The sequence below is a fragment of the Neobacillus endophyticus genome (genome assembly GCF_013248975.1).
GTDB lineage: Bacteria > Bacillota > Bacilli > Bacillales > Cytobacillaceae > Neobacillus > Neobacillus endophyticus.
Window position 1 is genome coordinate 4,212,116 of sequence record NZ_JABRWH010000001.1, and the last position, 25,986, is coordinate 4,238,101.

Here is a 25,986-nt window from a genome sequence, read left to right on the forward strand (position 1 = left end):
TTTCGAGTAAAATCTCTTTTTTACTTCCAAACTCTTTCTGCTTCAACATGGATGGGGTGTTCAATTCATATACCGATATTCCATCAAACTTTTTAAAACAGAAATTTGTTGTAATAAATGCTCCCCAACATTCGTTTCTCGAACCGTTTTTCTTTCGAGTTCTTCATCCACCAATCTCTTTACGGATAAAACATCTGACCCTTTTAGAAGAACGTCTTCTTTTGAACTAAACTTTTCATGTGCGACTAACTGCATGCCATAAGAGTTATATAATAACGTGTATCCAGCAATGCCAGTAGTGGATTGATACGCCTTGGAAAATCCACCATCAATGACAATCATTTTTCCGTTTGCCTTAATAGGATTCTCTCCTTTTATTTCTCTAACGGGTGTATGGCCATTAATAATATGACCTTCATCAGGATTTAGATGAAATTCTTCTAAAATTTTATTGCAGATTTCCTCTTTTTCACGTAACCGATAGTAGGGATTCTTAATCTCCTCGTGGGTTTCTTTGTCCTTAATGAAATACCTTTCAAATGTCGTCATCGCTCTTTTCCCAAATAGAGATGAATATTCTCCTGTCCATAAATACCAGACCATATCTGTTGATAGGTCATCTGTCACTTCCGGATGTGCAAAAGCGTGACGTAAATACTGTTCAAAAACATCCAGTAAATCACGTCCTGCATATGTATGATTTTCAATGACCATTTTTTCCATATTTCCATTTTCATCAATAGGAATGCAGCCATGTATTAATAAATTCCCATTATATTTCAAATAAAGACTGCCTTTCTTCATAAGGAAATTCATATGTCTGGCCAACTTTTCCGAATGCTGTACAGAAAACAAGAGTTTGTTGATTACTTGCTCTTCTTCCTCTAATAATTCACCAGGCTGGTCTGGTTTAATAGTGGAGAAACACGTATTTTCCAGCGGATAAGTTTTTCCATTAAGGGTAATTTCGTTTGTATCATAATTAATTTTCTCAAGTAAAAGCCTTTCTGACATATGAAAATCCGGCCGTCTCTTGATAATCGGCATTTCGAGCTTAAACTGGATCATGGCAATCGCTTGATGCATTTTGGTAATTTGCAACAGTTCCAGATCAGACCTTTTTTTATCTGAATGGCTCTTAGGTCGAAAAGCTGGATTATCTTCATAATACTTTTCTGCAAGATTAAGAAGCGGTATCAGATTAATTCCATAGACATCTTCAATAATACTGAGATTGTCGTACCTGGCACAGATCCGAATAATATTAGCCAAACAAACCTTTGAACCGGCAAAGGCACCCATCCAGAGGACATCATGATTTCCCCATTGAATATCAACAGAATGATAATCAATGAGAGTTTCTATAATTTTATCAGGAGCAGGCCCGCGATCATAAATATCACCTACGACATGCAGATGGTCAACAACCAACTTCTGAGTGGTATAGGCAAGACCTATAATGAGCTTATCTGCCTGTCCAAGAGAAATAATTTGCTGGACAATTTTTGTATAATATTCTTTCTTATTAGTGAATTCATCCGTTTTGTACAGAAGCTCCTCTATAATATAAACAAACTGTTTGGGCAATGCTTTCCGCAATTTTGAGCGTGTATATTTAGAAGAGGCATAAGAAACAAGATGAATCATACGGTCAATAATTTCTGTGTACCATTGGTGCAGTGCTTGTTTATTACCAAACTGCTCTCTTATTAGCTTTAATTTTTCTTCCGGATAATACACTAATGTCGCAAATTCATTCAGTTCCGTATCCGATAGTTCATTTTGAAAAAGATCTCTAATTTTTTCTTTTACTCGACCTGAACCATTTCTTAACACATGTTGAAATGCATGATACTCCCCGTGCAAATCACTGACAAAATGCTCTGTCCCTTTTGGCAGATTGAGGATGGCTTCAAGATTAATAATTTCAGTTACCACTTTTTCTTCACGATCGTATTTATGGGCCAATAAATCTAAGTATTGTTTGTTCAAAATGATGGGATCTCCTTTATAAATTCTTCATTTATTTTTTCTCGAAGATAGACATTCATACTTACATGATTATTGAATTTTATAAAAGCACTTACATTTCTAGTGTCGATATTTTCATTTTATAAAAATATCATCGGCAAAATCTATCAAATATTGACCTAGTAAGATAAAAATTGTTGCAAAATGAAAAAAGATTACAAACCCTCTTACCATTAGTAACACAATTCCAAGATCATTGTCTTGTATATATTGAACCATATTTATACAAAAAATAGTGGATAAAAAAAGGACCACACCAATTTATTTACAAGGATCGCTGAAAAACTCATCATCAGGTATGAAAGGAACAATATTATCGTATCCGACTATAGATTTAATAACCGAGTTCATTGTATAAATATCCTGACTGAAACCTCCATGATTTTTGTCCTTACTAATTAGCTCAAAAGATCCTTCTGAGCCAATAAATTCAACTTTCATAGGGTCGGCTGGCCTGCATCCATTGGAAATGATCCATTTGTACATTTGTTTACTGTCTTTCAATCTATTAATAAATTCATTTTTCTCTGCATAGATTTCCATACCGATTATCTTTTCCGGTTCTAAAGTCGGTTCAAGACATTCACTGATTGCATATAGAAGCGATTTTCTATAAAAGATTTCCCAACATGTATCATCCCGCTCAAGTTCATCATTTAACGTATATAAGAAGAAGTTTTCTATGATCTGGTTTTGAATGGCGGGTAGATAAACTTCATTGAATAAGGTTTCTGTACAAGCAGCTGCCATTAACGTACATGATTTTATTTTTAAACCTTGCAGCTTAGGGTCTTTTTCATTTAATCTATTTAGCAAAGTGGATAATACAATAGAACCTGCACTATGACCAACGATGTGAATCTCCATGCTTCCAGGATCAAAATAGTTTAAAAGCTCCGTTATGAAAATATCTCCGCCGCCACCATTCTGAAATATCTTTTTAGCCGTTTCTTTCATTTGTGCCCAGACATCGGGTATATGTTTGCCCAGTATGCTAAAATGTTTCGCTATATATTGGATGATTTTATCATACGTATCATCCAACTCCCCTGAGATCACTTTCACTTCATTTTTTATTTTGCCGGCAAGACTTTCAACAAAATCACCAAATTCATGTAATAGTGACGGAGCCAAATGAGAATCGTTGCTTTTAGGCTGATCGGTCATGGATTGATGAACTTCTTTTAAAATATCTTCTATTTTCTTTTGATCAGTATAAGGCGAAGTCCTATCAACTTGTATTTTTTGTTTCATTTGATCCACCAAGTCATGATTTTCTAATTCAGTATGAATAGTATGAAACATGGCTTTTAATGTGTTAAGAAGATCCGATTCCCAAAGGAAATAAACGGGATATATATGGTTTTCCAGCATCTTCTGATAATGGTGTTTCGTTAAATCCATTCCTTTGGTCTGACTTACTAGTCCTCCATGACAATAAAGCAGTATCTTTTTCGGCTGATTGTTTTTGTCTTTTTCTTCAAAAAAACGGCTGATACTGGAGAACATCAGCTGAAGATTATTACTGGTTTCATTACCATCATTGGGAATCTTACCATCCTCACTGGTATCAATAAAATACGGATCTATTTCTTCATACATTTCGATTGACCTCCCCCAGAAATGAATGATAGGTATTCCATATAAATGCTAATTGACCGAACATACTTTCTTATTTCTATTATAACAAATAAATTCTGTCTTTTCACCAATTTATCTGCCTAGGATTGTTTCATTTATATAAATATAGAATCTTAATTTTCGACATAAGTGGAACATAGAAAGGTTTTACCCAGAACATTCATCATAAATAGTGGATTTCAAATTTAAAGTTTTCGAGGAGTTTTTTAAATATTGATTTGGTTCGCTCTACTTCTTAAAGGTAATAGGAATCATACGCTATTATGCTGAAAAAACAGCGATTAAGAATAATCCCAAATGAAAAAAATAATGATGCTGACAAAATAATGATTAGGCAATTTTAGAAAGGACACCCCGAAATGGATGTAATCAATGAAGAAATAAAAAGACAAATTGAACATGAGCTTAATGGTATGACATTTACAAAAAATTTCCGCTCGCCCTCTGCAGAAGAATGGTATATCTTTTTGCCAAGTTTCAGGGATCCGCAAACTGGCGGGGCCGCGGGTAAGGCCATCATTCATTACAACCTATTGGGTACAAAGGAGATCTTTATAAATACCACCATTATCTTTGATGACCCTGCATTACACAAGAGTGAAAATTATCGTCTGGTTTATGGGATTTCAGACGAAATCATTAATCGAATGGTGGGATATGCGGACTCCTTGGTTTCTGTCCACGCTGGAGAAAACTCCTATAATGCTGAATACATACAATCATAAACGAGGGATGCTAATTGAATCAGGATATCATGCTTCAAGCGATTAAAAGAGATGCAATTGCACTTGATCCAGAGGGATTGAATTCCATCATAAAAGAAGTGAATCAAGCAAAATATGTTCTTTTAGGCGAGGCATCCCACGGGACATCTGAATATTACAAAATCCGTGCGGAGCTTTCTAAAAAACTTATTACCGAAAAAGGTTATTCATTTATTGCTGTTGAGGGAGACTGGCCTGCCTGTCAGCAAGTAAACCGTTATGTTAAAGGATACGAAACTAAATTTACCGATGCCCGTGAAGTATTACAATCCTTTAACCGTTGGCCTACCTGGATGTGGGCCAACGAAGAAATAATTGACTTAATTGAATGGTTAAGGGAGTACAATAAAGATCGTTCAAATTCGGAGAAAGTCGGATTTTATGGGATTGATGTATATAGTCTTTGGGAATCGATGGATGAAATCATTCATTATCTAAAAAAAACGAACTCCCCTGTACTTGACTCAGCAAAAAAAGCATTTTCCTGTTTTGAACCGTTTAATCGCGAACCGCAAACATATGGGGTATCAGCCGCGTTCTATTCAGAGGGCTGTTACGACGAAGTTGTAAAGCTGCTAACCGAAATTCTGATGAACAAAAAGGAATTTTCCGACAAGGAAGAAAGCAGTTTAAACTTAGAGGTAAATGCCATCATTACTGCGAATGCGGAAAACTACTATCGAACGATGGTAACCAATGATCATGAATCGTGGAATATTCGGGACCGTCATATGGTTTCGATCTTGAATAAAATTAGTTCTTATTATGGCCAAACCGCAAAAGGAATTGTTTGGGAGCACAATACCCATGTAGGCGATGCACGGGCCACAGATATGGCAGATGAAGGCCTTTTAAATGTTGGACAAATTTTAAGAGAACAGGAAGGTAATGAGAATATTTATATTGTAGGATTTGGCACCCACCGTGGTACGGTAATTGCCTCAGACGAATGGGGTGTGAATTTGGAACGTATGGTGGTACCACCTGCTCAAAAAGGGAGCTGGGAAGATCTACTGCATGAGGCCGGACCTTATGATAAACTGCTTATTTTCAATGAGAATAACCGCCATGAATATAAAGAACGGATAGGTCACCGGGCCATTGGCGTTGTGTACAATCCCAGGTACGAATCCTTCGGTAATTACGTCCCTTCTGTCATGGCGGAACGGTATGATGCCTTTGTTTTTATCAATATGACGAATGCTCTTCATCCTCTTGAGGTGGAGACGGTGATTATTTAAAACTCCTGAAAAAAAAGCCGATTTCGAAATCGGCTTTTTGTGAATTTTAATTAAAGAAAGTTCTTTAAATCGGGCTTACTTCTTCACGAAAACATTACAACTATTTTTACCCGGTCGGCAGCTTCATTTTATCCATGATGGTTGAAATATAATGTCTGACCATTCCATAGGTGTTTCTCTGCTGATTACAATTCCTACCAGCAATCTGCGCTAAGCCTTTCGTGTCCCGTTCGTAATAACTCGAATCTAAGTCGCTTAGTTCGTTAGCATAAATTCTGTTACCATCCATTATGCTGCGAATTGAACAGACTAATTCATTGCTTGTGCCATCCTTTAATAGATAGCCTTTTACATTTGCTTTTAATGCACGCTCAAAATAACCTGCCTTTGCAAAGGTTGTTAAAATGATAATTTTGCATTCAGATGGATTTAAAGCCTCGGCCGCCTCAAGTCCGTCCTTTTCAGGCATCTCTAAATCCATAATACAAACATCGGGCTTCAATCGACCAACAAGAGTTAGAGCCTCTTCTCCATTACTTGCCTTCCCAACCACTTCCATATCTTCTTCCAAATTAAGGAGGGAACTAATTGTCTCTAACAACAATCCCTGATCCTCAGCAATGACAATTCGAATCATCCTATTTCTCTCCTTATCTGTCAGCAGCTTTTAAAGCAGAGACTCCTCTAAAAAAAAGAGAAGTCAGCCATAAATGATATGTTAAATTTCAGGTTTTACTTGAGCTGAAACACTGCTTTTTGTTAAACCTTTGATCGCTTTAAAGCTCACAAATTTCTTATTTTCCTCATCCCAAAGGCGGAAACGTATAGATTTCAGGCTTGTAGCAAGTGTGATCGTCGGTACGTTTTGTAAAGGAAGTGTGTGATTGTGTGCTTCCTCCAATTTATAGTTGGGAACCCTTGGACTTAAATGGTGAACATGATGATAGCCAATATTCCCAGTAAGAAACTGAATAAATTTTGGAAGCTTATAAAAAGAACTTCCTTCCACTGCTGCTTTTACATATTCCCAATCTTGATCCCCTTCAAAATAAGAATCTTCAAAAGTGTGCTGGACATAAAACAGCCAAATGCCCGCTGAACCTGATAGCATAAATATCGTTCCTTGTACTAAAAGAAACGCCTGCCATCCGACAGCCCAGCAGAGGAATCCTGCTAACGCTACAATCAATATATTCGTCAAATAAGTGTTCATACGTTCCTTTTTTCTTGCACCTTTTCGGTTAAATCTATTTTTAAGCAGAAAAACATATATCGGACCTAATCCAAACATAACAAAAGGATTGCGATAAAAACGATATGCCAAACGCAGCCTTAATGGTGCTGCCACATATTCATCTATTGTGAGTGTCCAAATATCTCCTGTCCCCCGCTTATCTAAGTTCCCACTTGTAGCGTGATGGACAGCATGCTCATATCCCCATTGATCAAACGGGAAAATGGTTAAAACCCCCATAAAGGTTCCAACTATTCGATTGGCACGTCGGCTTTTAAAGAAGGAATGATGGGTACAATCATGAAAGATAATGAAAATCCTAACCAAAAACCCAGCTGCGATCACAGAAGGAACGAGTGATAGCCAATAAGAAACAGATAAACTTTTATAAGCAAGGTACCATAAGATTAAAAAAGGTACGACGGTATTGATGAGCTGCCAAACACTTTCTTTCGTCGTTGATTTTTCATAAGGAGCAACTTGTTTTTTTAAATTAGAAGTATTTTTTAAGGTCAATTTATTCAAATTCCCTTCCTTTATATTGATAAAGTTTATTATAGTGGAATAAATATCACCTTGTAAGTAGCAGGTGTCAGGTACAGACCATGATAAATGTCATATACAAGTTAGTTTCAAAGAAATAATCCGCAAAGGTTATTTTTTAAAATTTAGCTGTTATTATTCATTGTTGATTTTTTTTGCAGGCAAGAGAATTCAAAAGCGGAGAATTTCCGGCTAATGTATATAGAGGAAGTTTAAGAAGCAGATATAGGCGTAGATATTCCGATTAACTTCTCTAAATAAGACAAAACCCACTGTTTTGGATAATATAAAAGGAAAAACTTCCGTTATTTTTAAGGAAATAGGTGTATTTCCCAATTTAAACGGAATTTTACCGATTATTTTTCAAACACGGTGGATTCAATATTCAGCTATAACAGAGCTAAAATTTAAAATAAAAACCGATTTTTTCGGCACTTTTCAAGTATAATGAACCATATGCATATGAAATTTCTTTAAGAGAATTCTATACATATGTCTGAAAAAACAAAAAACGAGGTTAAGAAATGACGAAAAGAAGTTTTGCGGATTATCATGTAAGCGATGAAATAAAAAGAGCACTAGCTGTGTTAAAATACGAAACGCCAACAGAAGTTCAGAGTAAAGTCATTCCATTATCAATGGAAAATCAAGATCTTATCGTAAAATCCCAAACAGGCAGTGGTAAGACTGCCTCCTTTGGCATTCCTGTTTGTGAAATGATGGAATGGGAGGAAAAAAAACCACAGGCCTTAATTCTTACTCCAACTAGGGAGCTTGCAGTTCAAGTACGTGAAGATATTACAAATATCGGAAGATTTAAACGCATTAAAGCGGTGGCCGTCTATGGGAAAGAACCTTTTACAAAACAGAAGGAGGAATTAAAACAAAAAACTCATGTAGTCGTGGGTACACCAGGACGGGTCATGGACCATATTCAACGAGAAACCCTAGTTTTAGATCAAATAAAGTATCTTATCATTGATGAAGCAGATGAGATGTTGAATAGAGGTTTTATCGATGAAGTAGAAGAGATCATCAAAGAGCTGCCTTTAGAGCGAGTAACGATGGTTTTTTCTGCCACCTTACCTAAAGATGTGGAAAATCTCTGTCATAAATATATGAAAGATCCAATTCATATTGAAATTGAATCCACCGGGGTAACGGCCGATACCATTGAGCATTTTGTAATGGAAGTGAAAGAAGAAGAAAAGATTTCACTGCTTAAAGACGTCACGGTTGTAGAAAATCCAGACAGCTGCCTCATTTTCTGCCGAACCAAAGAACATGTAGATGCTGTGTACAGCGAATTAGAAAAAGCGAAATATTCTTGTGAAAGACTCCATGGAGGATTAGAACAAGAAGACCGGTTTGCTGTTATGGAAGGTTTCAAATTGGGGAACTTCCGCTATCTGGTGGCCACCGATGTAGCTGCCAGAGGGATTGATATTGATAATGTGACACTTGTCATCAACTATGATGTTCCTTTGGAAAAAGAGAGCTATGTGCACCGAACCGGGAGAACAGGCCGTGCAGGAAATAGAGGAAAAGCCATTACGTTTTCGACACCTTTTGAAGGAAAGTTCATGAAAGCAATTGAAAAATACATCGGCTTTGAGATTCCTGCTATAGAAGCTCCTAGCCACTTGGATGTGGCTGGCGGTAAAGCTGCTTTCGAAGAAAAACTTAGCGGCAGGCGAGTTGTTAGAAATAATAAAACAGCCCGAATCAATCAAGATATTATGAAACTCCATTTCAGCGGCGGAAAAAAGAAGAAAATTCGTGCTGTTGATTTTGTGGGAACGATCGCAAAAATCCCTGGAGTCACAGCAGATGATATCGGCATTATAACCATCCACGATCATATGTCATATGTTGATATTCTGAATGGAAAGGGTTCACTAGTTTTACAAGCCATGGAGAATGCGACGATCAAAGGAAAGAAGTTAAAAGTGAGCAAAGCAATTAAATAACAAACTTTTACAGAATAAACTTTAATCCCTTTAATCCCCCTTATTTTAAAAAAGATAAGGGGATTTTTTATTTAGGATTTAAAGTCAACAGTACGGGCATTTGTTACCTGTCCCCCATGCCCATCATACCAAGACAAATCATTATAACGAAAAAAAGCAATTTCTTCTGCGATCGCATAGCAAATATGGTGCTTTTTGGGTCCGTTGAGGTTTCAAATGCAAGTACCAGGAGAATGTAGTAGAATAAATGGAACTGGAGGGGAATTGATGAAAGTATATCTTTATTTGAAGAACGTAAAAAAAGTGATCTTGAAATTTGGAATTTTAAAAAAAGACATTGTATTTACCATATCACTCTTGTTAGCCATCCTAAGCTGTTTATTCCATGCACCAAAAATAGAATATATTAATTTTAAAGTATTAATCAGTTTATTTAATCTTATGCTCGCAGTTAAGGCTCTGGAAGACCTTAAACTATTGGATAAGTTCGCCATTGCTATACTGAGGAAATGTCATAATAGTAAAAGTGTTTCAGCCATCCTAATTTTATTATGCTTTTTTAGTTCCATGCTCGTAACGAATGATGTGGCATTATTAACATTTGTACCATTAACACTTATAATTAGTAAGATTATACAAACTTCTATGTTAGATACGATTATACTAGAGACCATTGCGGCTAACATCGGAAGCAGCCTAACTCCTATGGGGAATCCTCAAAATCTTTTCATATTTACTTACTACGGAATAGAGCCCATAAAATTTTTCACCACCATCCTTCTATTAGTGGTTCTTGGAATTATTCTGTTATTCTTTCTTAATCAAAGATTGAAGAGTAAAACACTGGAAATGGAACTTCCGACGATTCCTATAAAAAATAAAAATAAGGCAACCGTTTGGGGAATTCTATTTTGCATCATATCTGCATCCATACTAGGAGTTTTAAGCTACAAACTTGTGTTCATCATCGTATTGGGAACCGCATATATCCTTGATATAAAATTACTCAAGAAAATTGATTATTTATTGCTGATTACGTTTATATGTTTTTTTATATTTATAGGAAACGTATCGGAATTAAAGGTAGTACACTCATTTGCAACCGAAAATCTCAAAAGTCCAACATCTATCTTCTTCAGTTCCATCATTTTAAGCCAACTGATCAGCAATGTGCCAGCTGCGATCTTTTTATCAAAATTCACCGTGCAATGGCAGCCTTTATTAGTTGGTGTGGATTTAGGAGGACTAGGTACGATTGTTGCTTCCCTCGCAAGTGTCATTTCATATAAACTTTTTATTAAAAAAGATCCACAAAAAAGTAAAATGTACCTTATAAAGTTTAGCTTTTATAACTTTTCCATTTTAGCTCTATTAACTCTTGTTTATTATTTTACAATGAAAAATCAATTTTTCTTTTAATATACCAATTAGTAGGTTTAAGCAACTTAGAATCCTACGAATATAAATAACACCATTTCTCATGAGGAAATGGGGTTTCAATATTGGGTTTGCCTTAACGTATTTCAATTAGGGGTACCGCCCACTAACTATCTAACTAAGGAAAATGATATCTTCCAAACGTACAAAACACTATTATTTCTGTACGATCATGGAAAGGATGGTGTTTTTTATTTGTAGGGAGCTTTTAAATGAACTTACTCTGTTGCAAGGAACTTTAAACCCTCTGTTCGAAAAAAGGATAAGCTGAAATCAATGGGTTATGTATTTGTGACAATAAGGTTTAAACGTTTTTGGAATCCTGCTTAAATAAAAGGCTATATTAAATTCTAATGTTGATTAGTGACCATAAGAAAACCGCCTTTGTGAAAAGGCGGTTAATTGAGTTATCGTCCACGTTAGTTTAATTAATAGGCTTTCTTAACTTTGCTCTCTTTTATCCATTCAAAAGAGGCATTGGTAAAAATAAGTACAACACCCAAAAAAATAGCTGAATCTGCTATGTTAAAAATCTGAAGCGGATAAAACAAATGTCCGAAAATTGTAAAATGAAAATTAAATTGAATGAAATCTACCACTTTACCGAAAAATATTCGATCCGTAAGATTCCCGATCGCCCCACCTAAAATAAAACTACTTGCAATTGCTAAGATTTTCCTCTTTTCTCTCAACACTTTGCGAATGTACCACAAAATTCCACATATAATAATGAACGTAATTGCAATAAACAACCAATGTTGCCCCTCTAAAATACCATAAGCCGCTCCTCTGTTACGGATTGAAGTGATTTGAAGGACATCTCGAATCATAGGATGGGATTCATTCAAACTAAGTTTATTCCTAATAATCCATTTGGAATATTGATCAATTAATAAGACGAATAATGCAATAGCATAATAAATCAAATTATGGTCTCCCTTTCTGAAATAAAGTGGGGTCTCACTTAGTATAAGAAAAATAGTTTTTGAATTCCCAATACTTATTCAATAATACCATATTTCGGCAATAAATCATTGGTTTTTCATAATAGATTGCAACAATATCCTGACCGTTAGCTTAATAAGAATAAGCAGAAAGCCGAAGCTTTGTGTTCGTGTCGGTGACAGTAAACAGACACAATTTGACCAACATATTTTTCTTATTCGATGAGGTATTCTCATATTCCTTGCTGTCTATAAAACGGAACCAAGCCAAATAAAAAAGAACGAAAATACCGCCCTTTTTACCTTTAAAAAATGAAATGTATGCATAGAATTGCAGAATCTCGAGTGTAAAGTTTTGTAAAATCCGTCAAATGCTTTTTCGTAAATTTGTTTTAAAATACCAAGAAGAATCTTATGGTAGTTATGTTCTCTAATATTTCTGAAGCCGTCTATTTGAATGATGTTTACTCAATAAATCTTGCTACTGCTCCTCCGCATTTTCGGCATTTTCCTTCCAAAATAATTCCATGAGGTGATTCTTTAACCACATAATTTTCAATTTGAACAGCATCACGACAAGAAGAACACCAAACATTTCCTTCCAGTTTTTTGCGTATTTCTACCGGATTCGAAAGCCATTTTTTATTGGCAGAAAAAGAGAGAACGTCTTGATCTGAATCATTCTCTAGGGGTCTTTCTATTTGCTCTAAAATATCAATCACTTCTTGAATTTTTGCTTTAACTTTTTTATATTCGATTATTTGCCATGCTTTTAAAATGGTAATGAAATCTTTCTTTCCGGAGACCGCAATTTTATCCAATAATAAATGAATCATACCTCGGTTGCGATCCTTTAAATTCTCGACAAATTCATATAATTGATGTTGGGCTGCTTCGATAAGCCTATCCATAAGTTCATCTGTGTACGTATCGCGTTCAATTTCCCAGCCCTTATCAGTAAAAACAAGCAGCGGTAGTCTGCCATCATAATCAATATCTAAAAAGTCATGGAGGATCATCCAGTCTATTTTCGCAAGAATTTCTTTTTGCGTAAGACCTTTGAATGCACCATACACAGGGCTGTCATCCAATTCAAGTTCTAACAGCTTTTTATCTTTGGAACCCGCAAGAATTTTCGCAAGCATTCCACGCCCTCCGCTCATGATTAAATCATCTGCCCCTCTTAAAATCGTTTTGATTTCATGATCTGGCAGAGTCTTAATCCCGTTAGATTCAGCTCGACACTGATTCGTTTTTCTTTTTTCCCCATTTTGTTCCCTCATCTTTTATTAATACTTTAATTACCTAATGAAAAGTATATCCATGGAAATGCTTTACAAACAACTTATACAGCAGGGATTTTAATTTCCAGTGGTAAATATTTTGCAATTCAGATGGGGTTTTCTCGTTTAATTCGAATGGTGTCTCAAATAATATTCCCATCTACCTTATAAAAAAAATAATAGTATTATTTCTATATTAAAAGATATTTTACTATTTAACATTTTTAAAGAGAAATAAATGAAATAAAAGAATCAATTAGCCCTGTGATCCATCGCCATAAACATAAAGTCACCAATAATAACAAGTACCCCATCCTTTAAAAGAGTGAGGTACTTTTCCGTCCCAACAGGTTATGAATTTTAGCGGATATATAATTTGACCTGATGGTTTGAATTGAGCCTTAGGTTTAGCACTGTGTTTTACATGATGAACAGTATGATTTTCTTTTGCAGAAAATTTACGAATGAACGGGATCAACCAACGGTCTAAGCCGACAAGTATTGGACTGATGACAATATAAAAGGACAAGCTTTTGCTTGCCCTGGCACTTTTTCCAACATAATTGACCTGATATATCTTAATTGTGTCCTTCTGATTTGGTGTTATAACTCGTACCTATTTATGTAAAACTAGGACATGCCCCATACCCTTTGCTTTCTCGCAAAATAAGATAAATAAAGCAAGAGTTTATATAGTTGCAAACATAAATTCCTATTAAAACAGTTAATCGTCTTTTTTCAGGAAAACATTTATGCATGCCAAACTAATTTGATTTAGGAGGTGTCGGTTATTATGTCTAAAAGTGAAGGATTAAATTCTAATCAAAACATCTTATCTAGTAATGATCAACGAACTATTGATTCATGGATTGTAAATATGAATAAAAGGGGCTATTGGGATATAAATCATCGGATTAGTGTAGCTAAGAAAAGTTTAAAGTTAAATTACGATATCATTGGAAATGGTTTTTTTAGGATAGTTTATGATTTGGGGAATGGATATGTACTTAAAGTCGCTATTTCAAATTCCGGGATTGAAAGTAATAAAACTGAATATGAAATATATAATAAGTGTTCTCCGAAAATAAGAAACAGCCTGTGCCCAGTCATACAGTATGGTCATGGTTGGATCATAATGAAGAAGCTGACGAGAAAAATTCCTGAAATTACACCAAATATGATATTACGACTGAAAAACCAATTCCTAACTTATGGAATTATACCTCATGATTTAAAGAGGGACAATTTAGCCCTATCTAATAGAGATACCATCACTGTTATTGATTATGGAAATTTTGTTATGAAAGGGGAACTAAATTCTTTTCCATTTTGAGAAACCCTCGAATTTATCCTCCTACTCCTCTTTGAAGCAACTCCTTTCTCCAATTCCTCAATCTTATCTTATGCACTCATTCGTATTTCATGGTCTAAAGTGGCCCCCTTCGTCAAGACACTAATTTAATATTTTTAAGGTGAGTCAGAAACCAATTATGAATGTCTGCTTTTTGAAGCACGAGGTGCTCACTGGGGCATCAGAGGATAGTGTGAATTTTTTGTAAGCGATTCATCCTACTTTATTCTTCCTTCTTAAAGAGTCACGTATTCTTTTAAATAGACTTCTTCATACTTGAGCGTTCTCCATAGTTTTTCGGTTATGATACTGTCAAGTGCTTGGCCTTTCCCAACCAGCATATAGATTTTCGATTTGTTGTTCATATTCAGCTTTCAACTGATCAGCCTTTTTATTGTCTTTTGCAAATATTTGGGGCATTTGTTCAAGGAAAGCATTTCGCCATTGACGAATTTGCTTTACATGGATCCCATGAAAGGAAGCAATTTCATTTATGGTTTTTTCTTCTTTTAGATCCTCAGCACGATTTGAGATTTAAACTTTGTTGTATATCGTTTTCTTTTATAAACCTACTTTAACATCTCCTTATTTCGTGACTAGATTCTTGCGGCATTTATAAAAAGAATAAATTAGCCTCTTGTGATCCATCTCCAAAAACAGTAAGTCACCAATAACAAAAAATACCCCACCCTTTAAAAGAGTGTTGTACTTTTCCACCCCAACAGGTTATGAATTATAGGGGATATATAATTTAACCTGTTGGTTTCTGATTAAAGTATGCAAGTTTTTGATTTTTAAAATTGAGCCTTCTGTTAAGCACTTTGTTTAACTTTATGAACAGTAAGATTTTCTTTTGCGGCAAATTTACGAATGAAGGGGATCACCCAACGGTCTAAGCCGATCCGTCCTGCGTTGAAGCCGGCAGCGAGAATGATGACACCAAGTAAAATGTCTAATGGGTTAGTAGAAACAGTAACAGCAAATACGTAAGAGAAGTTCATGCCAAGTCCAAAGAATGCGGCAGTTGTTGTCAGGCATCCAAGGATTAAACCTAAGCCAATCAAGAATTAACCAAATGGTACTAATACATTAAATAGATGTGCATTTGGTAATGCAAAGTGTTTTAAGAAAGCAACATAAGTTGGATGTATGACACTGCCAGTTGGCCCAACAACAGGTTTAGCAACAGCTAGCTCCTGCTAAAAATCCAGAAGCATCAAATTTTTCGCCATAAATATTTTCAAAGCCAGCCATTAAAAATTCGTATCCAACGTATAAAGTAAGAAAGAAAGCAGCTAGTTTATTTTGTCTTAAAAATTTGTTAAACATATAAAAGCCCCCTTTTATTAATTAGTATTATTAACTTGATTACATTGTTATTATAATCCTTTTATTTTGATTAAAGAGTAATTTGCTCAGTATATCACATAGCATTCAAAAAGTCTGAACGTTTTTTGAACCAGTTCAAATATTCCGCTTAAAAATAAAAAAGAACGAAAATATCGCCCTTTTTACACTTAGAATATTTTTCGCTTTAATATGTAGGTTAGTAAAAGTCAATCTTTGATCTAATGTTGCCATTATGCAAAAAAGATTTACTCAATGAAAAATAATCGAAAATCGGCAATTTAACAGCCTTCATGACTCATTTATAATGGTCTCATTGATGCTGGTTCTAAAACTCCGATCAGATGTCTAGGTCTATCCTTTTTTATAGATTCAATGACTCCATTTGAGATCTCCTCATTGGTCAGCCATCTGGATCCTTCTCCCTCAATGACAAAACCTAGTTGAATCTGATGATATTGACAATTTTCATTCAAAGGAACATTCTTTTCAACCTGATCTAAATTAGCCCTGCTTCCAAGGACATGAAACAATTTCCATGGAGCATTATTGCTTGAAGTTTCTTTTGCTAGAATATCTAAAACATTCTCACCGCCTGAATGGATCCAAGCTACGACGATTTCAAACTGTCCATTCTTTTTAATTGAACTTCTAAGCTGCTCTTTTAATTCAATATCAAGCTTATAATCAACAAGTATTGGAGTGATGAGTGATTCATTCTTTGAATTTCGGATTAATCTGTCCATTCGATTATGGTCTCGACCAATTACCGAAACATGATACCCTTTATTTACTAACCACAAAGATACATCAGATAACATCCCTGTCCCGCCAATCACCAACGCATGTTTCATTTTGCACTCCCCTTACTAATTAACTATATAATATGGTGCAATTTTCCAAAAAATACAGAAATTCATCAAACTATCGAAATAAAAAAATGCTGCAGCTTAAAGAGCCTACAACATTTTTTTCCTAGGATTTCAACTTTAATAATCCTCTTTTCCTTCGGCTACTTCCGACCACGATTTGAAAAACTCGTTCGATTCGTATTCAGTATTACTCGTTTGAAATCTTTCCTTAAAATATTCAGCCAGTTTTGGATCTGTACAAAACACATAACATCCTTTTTGACCACGTGTCATTAAAGTCCGGTATGTATTTCGAATAATTTCATCAGCCAGTTTCTTTGCTTTTTCGGGGTCGCTGGCCAACATCTTTTTGATCCCTTTTAAGGATGAATCAGTTTTAGCGCGTTTCGTATAGTCCGTTATCACTTGACCATTTTCAAATCTTAAGTCTTCGCCAATAATGACGCCTACATAATCGAATTCCAGTCCTTGACATGTATGGATACACCCTATTTGTTGCACCGAGTCTTCATCAATCGCCCAAGTGGCTGAACTCCCAAGATTCCAACTCATCTTGAAATCAAATTCATTTAGTACTATATCATAGTATTCGGGATTACTTTGGCCTACTTTATCCCAGTTCCAGCAATATCCAGCCACCATACGAGATTTATTACTTACCCAATTTCGTTTTTCAATTTCAGTACTTAATTCTTTTGGATCGTCAAAAACACGGAAATCATATTGCCCCCCAATAAAATGGGCATTTGCCGTTTCACGGATCTGGAGGACATCATCGATCCAAGCCAAATACCCGTCAGAGCCATTACAACGGAATTGTGATTCTAGATTCATTTTGGTAAGATTTGCCCCAAAATCTATTGAATATTTTTCAGTTTCTTCTATACTGCCTGCATCCTTTAACGTTACGCGCTGCCGTTCATCAATGAAAAAGATCGAAAACTTGGCAGCTTGGATAATCTCTTTCGTTTGGTTCTCACCAAGATTAGAGAACATGCCTGATTTCTCATTTAATCGGTGGGCTTCATCTACAATTAAAGCATCAAACTCATCTAATGGAGCATCCACATAGCTCCCGGACCCTTTAAACAAATTATCAATTAGTCCTTTACGGAAATCCTGTTTTAATTTTGCCGCGTATATGTTTCTTGGAGCTGCATTTTTAGTTACATACTGACAAACCATTCTTTGTTTCGTTAATTCAACGAGCAAATTGACCGCCAGTACTGATTTTCCAGTCCCAGGTCCCCCTGTTACAACTAAAACTTGTTTCGTATTCGTTCTTAATGCCTCACGCGCAAGGTGAATTGCTTGTTCAAAGACCACTTTTTGGTCATCAATCATCACAAACTCAGGATTCCCTTTAAGCATATTATTTAAAGAATCCTGTAATGATTTCGACGGCCGAATTCTGCCATTTTCAATTTTGTAAAGATTTTCTTTATTGTCACCATATTGAATATATTTCTTAATAAAATCACGAAGTTTCCTGGCTTGTCCTTTAATAAAGACAGGGGCTTGTTCAATATAATAATGGTAAACTTGATCTGTCAGTGGATCTTGATCACCTTGATCGATGTAATTATGTAAATACGCACAAGGATATAAATTGATATCTTCTTTTTGAGCATTTTCATTATAGTCTTTTATTAAGGAAGCATAAGACCATGCCTGATAAGAGGGATGTGTGGTCTCCACTAATCCACGATTTATGACTGTCTTCACGATGGCTTCCTTCCCGCGAATGACCTCGACAGACTGCCACTGCTTTAGTTCCACAACTACAACATTATTTTTTTCATCCTTCTTACCAGAGATTAAAAAATCAACCCGTTTCGAGGTATAGGGAATTTTAAATTCAATCGCAATCCCGGCATCTTGCGGAATTTCACTGTCCATTAATACACGGTACATATATTGCATAGAATTATCCCAGGTACGCACTTCCCGTTCATTGATACGGCCAATTTTCGAATGATAATTTCTGCAAATGTTGTTCACAAGTTCATCCTGAAAAACATCGTCCAGAAATTCTGATTTGGTTGCTTCGTAAACGATCATTCTGATTCCGTCCCAACCTTTAAATTATTATTTTTTTATTCCCGTATCTAACTTATACGAAAACATATGTTTCAATCCTTTTTTGTGTAAAATTATTTCTCCAAGATATAATATTAGTTGAGCCTCTCTAATTCTGCTTACTCTCATACACTATCTTATCCAGTTAATTCGTATACTCCGATTCACCTGAATACGACAAACAAAGATACTCCTTCATCCTTGTCATTCCTATGTATAAGAGCGAGATTCCCTTTCCTTATCCTCTTCCAAGGGATATGGCTTGTAATCAACATTAATTCTTGTCCATTTTATGAAATACAATTAACCCCATATTTTCTTTGGTTTCCAAAAATTCAGTAAATCCATTTTCCATTGAATAATTGTATAAATCTTTAAGCTTACTACTAGAATAAACTTGCATGTCTTCTCTTTTTTTAATAGTAGGCATCGAGATAAAAGTCTCATTCCGATCAATTACAGTATGTAGAAATACCTTTTCCGCTAATTTATCACTTTTCGATAAATTACAATTACTGCAAGCAATTACTAAGTTCCAAAGTTGATCGGCTTGAACAAAACTCCATGGAATAAAGTGATCTACATGCGAATTTCCATTCTTAATCGTTTTTCCACAATAGAAACATTTGCCATTATAGAAAGAGGAAAGAATCTGGTAAAACTGATCGAGAGAGGATCTCTTAGAAACATTTTCCACCTTCAACAGCAAATTCGTCGTATCACCATTTTCATTAAACTTTTCTAAAAATAAAGCAAGATGGTAATTGGTTAAATAATTTAACACTCGTTGAAACCGTTGCATAAAGGCATAATAAGTCGGATTTAGCCTTAATTGTTCCTTGCTATTGTCAAAATCATAAATGGTACAGCCGGTATCACCATAAATGGCCCCCATTACATTGATTTTACATTTCTTCTTCACACTATTAATAATATCTACTTGGATATCACTAGACAGTTTATCAAATACTAATGTATTAGGGATTTGATTTTGTATCTGAATATCATAAAGTATTGTTTGTACTTCTGCCTTTTTACCATACATGTTAATTTGATTAAGATTATGGTGGATAACCATATTCCAGTAAATTTTCGCAAAACTTGAAAATAAAGTTGAATAAGATAATTCCAATTTATCATTAACATTGTATAGGTTTTCCAAAATAGATTTAATTAGAACAAATTTATAGGTAGTAGAATTCCTAGATTTTGACGAAAAAATATAATTAAAATGCCCCCAAATTTCTTTATCCGTTAAATATTCGGTTTTCATCTCACCGACCTGTAATTTGAAACTCATTGTCTTTCACCCACTAAATCATTAGGGTCGAACCCAACTTAATTTTCAACCTCAAGTAAGAAGATTTTCTCCTTAAACCCTCCTCTTTCCGATAGCTTTTTAATACGAATATCTTCTACCATTTCAAATGATCCACCATGATATTCTGCAAAAGCATGAATAACTTCTAACAAATCCGCTAATTCTTCAAATGCTTCATTGTTAGTATTACTATTTATGTATTCGTTAAGCTCTTCAAAAGCCTTCTTTTGAAGTGCTTGAATATATTCTTTATTATTTAGTTGCTTAAGTGAGTATTTCTTTCCAGTACTTTTGATAATATCAGGTATTTTGTCACGAACAAGTTTATTATAAATAGCCATTTTACTTAATCTCCGATTATTAAATAATATTTTCCTTTTCCAAATATTGACGGACTGCGGTAGCAAAGTCTACTTTGAAATAGTTCCTTTTAGATAGCGGTTGTAAATTTAAATGGTAAGTAGAAAGAATCTAATTCATGTATAAATTTCTCTAATCATCTATTCCATTTATAATATATTCAAAAAGCTTACTATCAACACTATCCTCCATTATCATATTCATATGTACAACTGGTTTCCCATCCTCCATACTATCTTGTTGGACTGTATTTTTATCAGAATGTGCTTTTCCTAAATAATAAAAGTCGCTTCCTTCGTCGTCATCCTTTTTTACAAATATATATATATCGATTTGGTTTTCTTTTGCTTCAATTATTTTTTTCACTTCTTCTGATTCTAACGTCCTGTTACTCCGAGTATACCATTTGAGAATATCTTGACTTAAAAATTCATCTCCGTAGTCTACGCTTGATTCTACTTCATCCTTTTTATGATAAGTTACAAAAATCGGACATGTTCCATGTTTTGTTTTATAACCATATATTGTTGAGCTTTCATCATTTGTCCAATTCAATAATCTACAAGCATCTTTTCTAGTGTATTTTCTGTATAATGTCAAGTGTTGATCACATTTATACTTCTTACTTTTTTCTTTGGCACTCATAATTACATCGTTTACTATTACTTTGAAATAGGTATTTTGCTGTAGACTTTGTTGTATAAAATTGTTAAAGCGAAAAATCTTGTTTTCATCCAAAATCACTATTGGCTGGTCCCCATATTTCTTTTTGTATGATTGGGTAAAAAAGGATAAATCCATAAAACGTTGAATTGAAGAAAGGGTTAATTCATCTATATAACAACCATGTTTTTTTAAATAATTAATAAATTGATCAAATTCCACTTCTTCATGACGTAATAACAAATCAAGCAAAATAATTTCATGTTTACGTTTACCATTTAATACTTCATTTGAAAGCATTGTTACCACTTGATTTTCATAATTGGAAATCGAAGGTACTTCTTCTTTTATTTTTAATAAAAACTGATAGTAATTTGAATACTTATCTGCAATGACAACAGGATCTATAGAATGATTCAACACAAAATCAATTAAATAAGGTACTCTCCCAATTCGATTTTTTAATTCGATGTAAGCATCTTTCAAGACTTTTAGATCAGTTAATTTGCTGTTATTGATTGCTTTAAAGATTCGCCTTTTAGCAATTTCTTCAAAATTTACAGTTGAAACACCTTTAATATAACTTGTATCTTGAGTTTGACGTCGAATATTATCTTTATTTTGCGATTTATCTCCCGAAAAAGCGACCGGTATTAGATAATTATTTTTATAATTTCCGATAAAATCTATAATGGTAACAAAATCTTTTGAGCCATGTTTTCTCAGACCTCTTCCTAATTGCTGAATAAAAATAATACTGGATTGCGTTTGTCTAAGCATTACCACTTGATTTATACAAGGAATATCAATTCCCTCATTAAATATATCTACTGTTATAATATAATCCAGATCACCATTTTCTAATTGATTAACCCGAAATACCCTCTCTTCTTGAGAATGATCACCCGTCAACTCAACAGTCCTAAGACCTTTTTCATTGAATGCCTGAGATAACTTAGCAGCTTCCTCTTTTCTACTACAAAACATTAACCCTTTAACTTTATTTCCAGAATAACCGTAGTACTCTATCTTATTTAGAATATGATTAACGCGTTCTGATGTCACAAGCTTATCTAAAATAGTAGCATCATCAATGGTTTCACCATTATATTCAATATCGGTAACACCAAAATAGTGAAAAGGACACAGCATGTCTTCCTCCAATGCCTCCTGAAGACGAATTTCATATGCAATGTTGTAATTAAACAATTCATATATATTAAAATCGTCTGTTCGTTCTGGCGTAGCTGTCATTCCCATTAAAAATTTAGGTTTAAAATAATTAATTACTTTTTGATATGATATGGCACCAGCTTTATGTACCTCATCAATAAGAATATAATCGAACGTCTCACATTCAAATTGCTGTAAGTTTTCATCCTTAGAAATGGTCTGGATCGTTGCAAATAAGTATTTCGCATTGGTTTGCTTATTTGAACCAGATAGAATCCCAAACTCTTCGTCAAGCCCACCGATAACTTTTTTAAAGTCTGATTTTGCTTTTTGTAATATTTGTTCCCGATGTACAATAAATAGCATTCGTTTAGGTGCAAAGCGCCTCACATCAAATGCTGATAAATAGGTTTTACCAGTCCCCGTGGCGGAAATAATCAAACCTTTATCGTGCCCTGCATCCCTTAACGCTTGAATTTCCTTTAATGCTGCCTGTTGCATTTTATTCGGTTTTATTTTTAATGCAGTTTCAATGGAATTAATCCTATATTCATTGGGAAATTCTATTACTTCTTCAATTTCTTTGTTTTGACTCACTTGTGTGTAAATTTTTTCATAAACCTCTATCCATTGTTCCGTTAAAATCTCTGATTTCTTCCACAATTCTTCAAATTGATTTTTAAAATGGAGGATAAGTTCCCCGTTTTCATGTGAGGATAATTTTATGTTCCATTCATAATTTACTTTCAACGCATGAGCCGTTAAATTGGAACTTCCAACGATTAATGAATAGAAGTTTTCATGTTCAAATATATATCCCTTAGAATGGAAACCTTTTAAATCAGTTAACCTCACTTCAACATTTTCAATTTTCATAAGCTCTCTAAAAACTTTTGGTTGATTAAATTTTAAAAATGTGGATGTTAAAATACGCCCATTTATCCCTTTTTGTTTCAAATCAAATAAATGTGTTTTAAGTGTGGCTAACCCACTTTCTGTAATAAATGCAACTGAAAATAAAAAGGATTTACATTTTGCCAGTTCATCTAATAATGAATCTAAAACTGTCTCATTTTCTTTTACATGATTAATTAGTAACCTTGGCTTAAAATTTCCTTTATTATTATATTTATGATCAATAAACCCCTTATATAAAGATGCTTCTAAATTCTGAATAAAGTTACCCATATCTTATTAGCCCCAAAATGAACTTGGACAGTAAGAGTAAATTTTATTATACTGCTTAATGTACCAAGGAGGCTGACATCATGAAGCGAATAAAACATTCAAAAGAGTTTAAATTACAAGTCATTAAGGAAGCCCGAGAAACAGGAAATATTACCCTTGTAGCTCGTCGGTATGAATTGAATCCAAACATGGTTAGTCGATGGATCCGTGAATATAAAGATGGAAAATTTGGAGACATGGATGTAGCTGTTTTGCCAGACCTAGATTCCAAAGAATTATCTAAGGAAAATGAAAAACTCAAAATGATTTTGGGAGAAAAAGACCTTGAAATAGCGATTTTACGGGATTTAATAAAAAAGAAAAACCCTCACTTACTGAAAAACTTGAAGTAGCTGATCAATGGATTAACAAAGGCTATTCTATTTCAAAGGTGCTCAAAATTATCGGTATTCCTCGTTCCACCTATTATTATCAAAAGAACTACCGGGTGGAAGAGAAAAAAGTGAGTGAGGGTCGTCCAGCACCTGGTTATTCCTTTAATGAGGAAGGAAAAAAAGTATCGGATGAACAAATCAAAGAATTTCTGTTAGAAGAAATTGCAGGCGATGCTTATAACTATGGTTATCGCAAATTAACCAAAGTACTTCAAAGAAAATATAGCCTGACTATTAATAAGAAAAAGGTATATCGCCTATGTAAGGAACTTGGGATCTTACACCACAACGACAAAAGAAAGTCTCTTTTCCACGTAAATTAGCACGAAATCGGATCATTAAAGCTTCTAATCAACTTTGGGAAGCAGATATTAAATACGGATATATCGAAGGAGAAGATCGCTTTTTCTTTGTCATGTCCATTATAGATGTCTATGACAGAGGAATCGTTGCCTATCATATGGGATTAAGCTGCACCGGAGATGATGTAAAACAGACTCTGCAAAGAGCGTTATTGAAACGCCAACAATATGCTAAAAAGGAAAAACCTGTGATTCGAACAGACAATGGGCCACAGTTTATTTCGCATACCTTTGAAGAGTTTTGTGAAAATTCGAAAATGGAACATGAAAGAATTCCACCAAGAACCCCAAATATGAATGCCCATATAGAATCTTTCCATCGCATTTTTGAGGACGATTGCTTGTCCAGATGGCAGTTTGAAACCTATGCAGAAGCATATCAGGAAGTCATGAGATTTATGGTGTACTATAACGAAAGACGGATTCATTCCAGCCTTTTAGACTTGTCGCCAAAGGAATTCTATCAAAAACAAAACTCGTTGGTAATCAAGGAGGTCCGGGTATAATGGGCTGTACTTATTCAAAGCAACAGCTTGATTTGGAGTGGTGGGCATGATAGCCTTGGTCGGCGATGCCAATGTTTGAAACAGCTGGCTTCTTGGCAGAAGAATCATGCCCACAGAGGCTCCATGTCAAGCAACATGGCCTTTTTGAAGAATAACGAAAGAAATCTAGTAAATAAAAAACTAAGAAAATAAAAGAATAAGAGAGATATTGTCCAAAATTCGGGGGTTAACCCGATATGCTCACCATTCGTTTCAACTAAATTAATTTTATTTTAAGATATATCTAACTTAAAGTTAATATACAAAGAATAAAAAAGCCATTCACAAAAAAGTGAACAGCAAAATCTAATGTTCTAATTGGCAAATGATATCTCTAACAACTTTTTAATTGCTGGAACATCCGCAGGCGCCCAGTCCAGTGAATCCAGTTCGTTTGGAACTAGCCATTTAATCGACACGTGCTCTGTTAAAACAGGTTCACCTTCCAAAAGCTTGCAAGCAAAAGTTGTTAAATGAACGATTCCAAAATCATATTCATAAACAGTATGCTCAACTTGTTCATGAATTTCAATTTTACAACGCATTTCTTCATTAATTTCACGGTATAAGGCTTCCTGAGGCGACTCTCCTTTTTCTATCTTACCACCAGGGAACTCCCACTTAAAAGGTAATGATTTATTTGCACCTCTTTGTGCACATAATATTTTTCCGTTTTGAATAATAATAGCACCAACGACATAAATATTCTTTTTCATAATTTCCCCCATATAACTTTGTAATTTCCAATAAAGTATTTTAATTTTTATTACAAATATAATATAAACAATGTACACTATTTTGTTCACGTATTAACATTTTTTATAAATGAAAAGACATTATTTTAAATTTTCAATTCCATCTGTTTTCTTTTTATTTGGCTTTGTTATAGCTGAATGTTGATTTCACTTTATTTGAAAAATTAACGATAAAATTCCGTTTAAATTGGGAAATACACCTATTTCCTTAAGTATAAAGGAAGTTTTTCCTTTTATATTATCCAAATCTTTGGATTTTGTCTTATTTTGAGCAGTTAATCGGAATATCTCCGCTTATATCTGCTTCTTAAACTTCCTCTATGTACATTAGCCAGAAATTCTCCGCCTATGATTTTTCTTACCTATACGAGAATCTAACAATGAATAATAACAGAGCCTTTTATTTTTAAATTTTATATTATTTGTTGAAAATCACTTCAACATTTTT

Annotated in this window: 18 protein-coding genes and 2 pseudogenes; 6 read left to right on the forward strand and 14 right to left on the reverse strand. The window is 34.4% G+C overall.

Annotated features, from left to right (window positions below):
* Positions 1–60: 60 nt before the first annotated feature.
* Positions 61–1,992, reverse strand: a complete 1,932-nt coding sequence (locus tag HPT25_RS20730; RefSeq protein WP_173068645.1) for a fructose-1,6-bisphosphatase — start codon at positions 1,990–1,992, stop codon at positions 61–63.
* Positions 1,993–2,292: 300 nt separating this feature from the next.
* Positions 2,293–3,633 (reverse strand): hypothetical protein, encoded by a 1,341-nt coding sequence (locus HPT25_RS20735; RefSeq protein ID WP_173068648.1) that lies wholly within the window; start codon positions 3,631–3,633, stop codon positions 2,293–2,295.
* 398 nt (positions 3,634–4,031) lie between these two features.
* On the opposite strand from HPT25_RS20735, the gene HPT25_RS20740 reads away from it, so the two are divergent.
* Together HPT25_RS20740 and HPT25_RS20745 are read left to right on the forward strand one after the other, a co-directional pair.
* On the forward strand, positions 4,032–4,397 hold the full coding sequence (locus HPT25_RS20740; RefSeq protein ID WP_173068652.1) for a hypothetical protein: 366 nt from the start codon (positions 4,032–4,034) through the stop codon (positions 4,395–4,397).
* A 29-nt stretch (positions 4,398–4,426) separates the two neighbouring features.
* Positions 4,427–5,677, forward strand: a complete 1,251-nt coding sequence (locus HPT25_RS20745) for an erythromycin esterase family protein (RefSeq protein ID WP_173071339.1) — start codon at positions 4,427–4,429, stop codon at positions 5,675–5,677.
* Between the two features lie 106 nt (positions 5,678–5,783).
* Here the strand turns inward: HPT25_RS20745 and HPT25_RS20750 are convergent, their stop codons facing one another.
* The gene (locus HPT25_RS20750; protein WP_173068655.1) at positions 5,784–6,314 is read right to left on the reverse strand and encodes a response regulator; all 531 of its coding nucleotides are present in this window, start codon (positions 6,312–6,314) and stop codon (positions 5,784–5,786) included.
* 81 nt (positions 6,315–6,395) lie between these two features.
* Positions 6,396–7,427, reverse strand: a complete 1,032-nt coding sequence (desA, locus tag HPT25_RS20755) for a Delta(5) desaturase DesA (protein ID WP_173071341.1) — start codon at positions 7,425–7,427, stop codon at positions 6,396–6,398.
* A 551-nt stretch (positions 7,428–7,978) separates the two neighbouring features.
* Here desA and HPT25_RS20760 point away from each other — a divergent pair.
* Complete coding sequence (locus HPT25_RS20760) at positions 7,979–9,424, forward strand: DEAD/DEAH box helicase (protein ID WP_173068658.1); 1,446 nt, start codon at positions 7,979–7,981, stop codon at positions 9,422–9,424.
* A gap of 267 nt (positions 9,425–9,691) precedes the next feature.
* On the forward strand, positions 9,692–10,843 hold the full coding sequence (locus tag HPT25_RS20765) for an SLC13 family permease (protein WP_173068661.1): 1,152 nt from the start codon (positions 9,692–9,694) through the stop codon (positions 10,841–10,843).
* Positions 10,844–11,289: 446 nt separating this feature from the next.
* Here the strand turns inward: HPT25_RS20765 and lspA are convergent, their stop codons facing one another.
* Together lspA and HPT25_RS20775 are read right to left on the reverse strand one after the other, a co-directional pair.
* Entirely contained in the window at positions 11,290–11,787 is a 498-nt protein-coding gene (gene lspA / locus HPT25_RS20770; RefSeq protein ID WP_173068664.1) for a signal peptidase II, read from the reverse strand.
* A 482-nt stretch (positions 11,788–12,269) separates the two neighbouring features.
* A complete protein-coding gene (locus HPT25_RS20775) occupies positions 12,270–13,088 on the reverse strand; it encodes an RQC domain-containing protein (protein WP_173068667.1) in 819 nt (272 codons plus the stop codon).
* A gap of 793 nt (positions 13,089–13,881) precedes the next feature.
* Between HPT25_RS20775 and HPT25_RS20780 the strand changes: the two genes are divergently transcribed.
* Positions 13,882–14,421 carry a hypothetical protein gene (locus HPT25_RS20780; protein ID WP_173068670.1) on the forward strand — a complete coding sequence of 180 codons (540 nt, stop codon included), beginning with the start codon at positions 13,882–13,884 and terminating at the stop codon, positions 14,419–14,421.
* A gap of 254 nt (positions 14,422–14,675) precedes the next feature.
* Here HPT25_RS20780 and HPT25_RS29110 read toward each other — a convergent pair whose 3' ends face one another.
* From HPT25_RS29110 to HPT25_RS20810, 7 genes and pseudogenes are all read right to left on the reverse strand, one after another.
* Positions 14,676–14,804, reverse strand: a complete 129-nt coding sequence (locus HPT25_RS29110; protein WP_281368221.1) for a hypothetical protein — start codon at positions 14,802–14,804, stop codon at positions 14,676–14,678.
* A 447-nt stretch (positions 14,805–15,251) separates the two neighbouring features.
* Positions 15,252–15,768 (reverse strand): annotated as a pseudogene (locus HPT25_RS20785) (Crp/Fnr family transcriptional regulator).
* A 320-nt stretch (positions 15,769–16,088) separates the two neighbouring features.
* Complete coding sequence (locus HPT25_RS20790) at positions 16,089–16,640, reverse strand: short-chain dehydrogenase (RefSeq protein ID WP_173068674.1); 552 nt, start codon at positions 16,638–16,640, stop codon at positions 16,089–16,091.
* 135 nt (positions 16,641–16,775) lie between these two features.
* A complete protein-coding gene (locus tag HPT25_RS20795; RefSeq protein WP_173068677.1) occupies positions 16,776–18,719 on the reverse strand; it encodes a DUF2075 domain-containing protein in 1,944 nt (647 codons plus the stop codon).
* A 292-nt stretch (positions 18,720–19,011) separates the two neighbouring features.
* Entirely contained in the window at positions 19,012–20,037 is a 1,026-nt protein-coding gene (locus HPT25_RS20800) for an HNH endonuclease (protein WP_173068694.1), read from the reverse strand.
* 38 nt (positions 20,038–20,075) lie between these two features.
* Entirely contained in the window at positions 20,076–20,399 is a 324-nt protein-coding gene (locus HPT25_RS20805; RefSeq protein ID WP_173068697.1) for a nucleoside triphosphate pyrophosphohydrolase, read from the reverse strand.
* 151 nt (positions 20,400–20,550) lie between these two features.
* Complete coding sequence (locus HPT25_RS20810; protein WP_173068700.1) at positions 20,551–23,442, reverse strand: DEAD/DEAH box helicase; 2,892 nt, start codon at positions 23,440–23,442, stop codon at positions 20,551–20,553.
* An 80-nt stretch (positions 23,443–23,522) separates the two neighbouring features.
* Between HPT25_RS20810 and HPT25_RS20815 the strand changes: the two are divergent.
* Positions 23,523–24,744 (forward strand): annotated as a pseudogene (locus HPT25_RS20815) (IS3 family transposase).
* 353 nt (positions 24,745–25,097) lie between these two features.
* On the opposite strand, the gene HPT25_RS20820 reads toward HPT25_RS20815, so the two are convergent.
* Positions 25,098–25,499 (reverse strand): (deoxy)nucleoside triphosphate pyrophosphohydrolase, encoded by a 402-nt coding sequence (locus tag HPT25_RS20820; protein ID WP_173068703.1) that lies wholly within the window; start codon positions 25,497–25,499, stop codon positions 25,098–25,100.
* Positions 25,500–25,986: the final 487 nt, after the last annotated feature.

Bases quoted from the DNA above. Each gene is read 5' to 3' on its own strand.
- HPT25_RS20765 (WP_173068661.1), top strand. From the start codon at position 9,692: ATGAAAGTATATCTTTATTTGAAGAACGTAAAAAAAGTGATCTTGAAA.
- HPT25_RS20750 (WP_173068655.1), bottom strand. From the start codon at position 6,314: ATGATTCGAATTGTCATTGCTGAGGATCAGGGATTGTTGTTAGAGACA.
- HPT25_RS20790 (WP_173068674.1), bottom strand. From the start codon at position 16,640: ATGAAACATGCGTTGGTGATTGGCGGGACAGGGATGTTATCTGATGTA.
- HPT25_RS20820 (WP_173068703.1), bottom strand. From the start codon at position 25,499: ATGAAAAAGAATATTTATGTCGTTGGTGCTATTATTATTCAAAACGGA.
- HPT25_RS20800 (WP_173068694.1), bottom strand. From the start codon at position 20,037: ATGAGTTTCAAATTACAGGTCGGTGAGATGAAAACCGAATATTTAACG.
- HPT25_RS20780 (WP_173068670.1), top strand. From the start codon at position 13,882: ATGTCTAAAAGTGAAGGATTAAATTCTAATCAAAACATCTTATCTAGT.
- HPT25_RS20740 (WP_173068652.1), top strand. From the start codon at position 4,032: ATGGATGTAATCAATGAAGAAATAAAAAGACAAATTGAACATGAGCTT.
- HPT25_RS20775 (WP_173068667.1), bottom strand. From the start codon at position 13,088: ATGAGGGAACAAAATGGGGAAAAAAGAAAAACGAATCAGTGTCGAGCT.
- HPT25_RS20795 (WP_173068677.1), bottom strand. From the start codon at position 18,719: ATGATCGTTTACGAAGCAACCAAATCAGAATTTCTGGACGATGTTTTT.
- HPT25_RS20805 (WP_173068697.1), bottom strand. From the start codon at position 20,399: ATGGCTATTTATAATAAACTTGTTCGTGACAAAATACCTGATATTATC.
- HPT25_RS20760 (WP_173068658.1), top strand. From the start codon at position 7,979: ATGACGAAAAGAAGTTTTGCGGATTATCATGTAAGCGATGAAATAAAA.
- HPT25_RS20810 (WP_173068700.1), bottom strand. From the start codon at position 23,442: ATGGGTAACTTTATTCAGAATTTAGAAGCATCTTTATATAAGGGGTTT.
- HPT25_RS20745 (WP_173071339.1), top strand. From the start codon at position 4,427: ATGCTTCAAGCGATTAAAAGAGATGCAATTGCACTTGATCCAGAGGGA.
- HPT25_RS29110 (WP_281368221.1), bottom strand. From the start codon at position 14,804: ATGAACAACAAATCGAAAATCTATATGCTGGTTGGGAAAGGCCAAGCA.
- HPT25_RS20735 (WP_173068648.1), bottom strand. From the start codon at position 3,633: ATGTATGAAGAAATAGATCCGTATTTTATTGATACCAGTGAGGATGGT.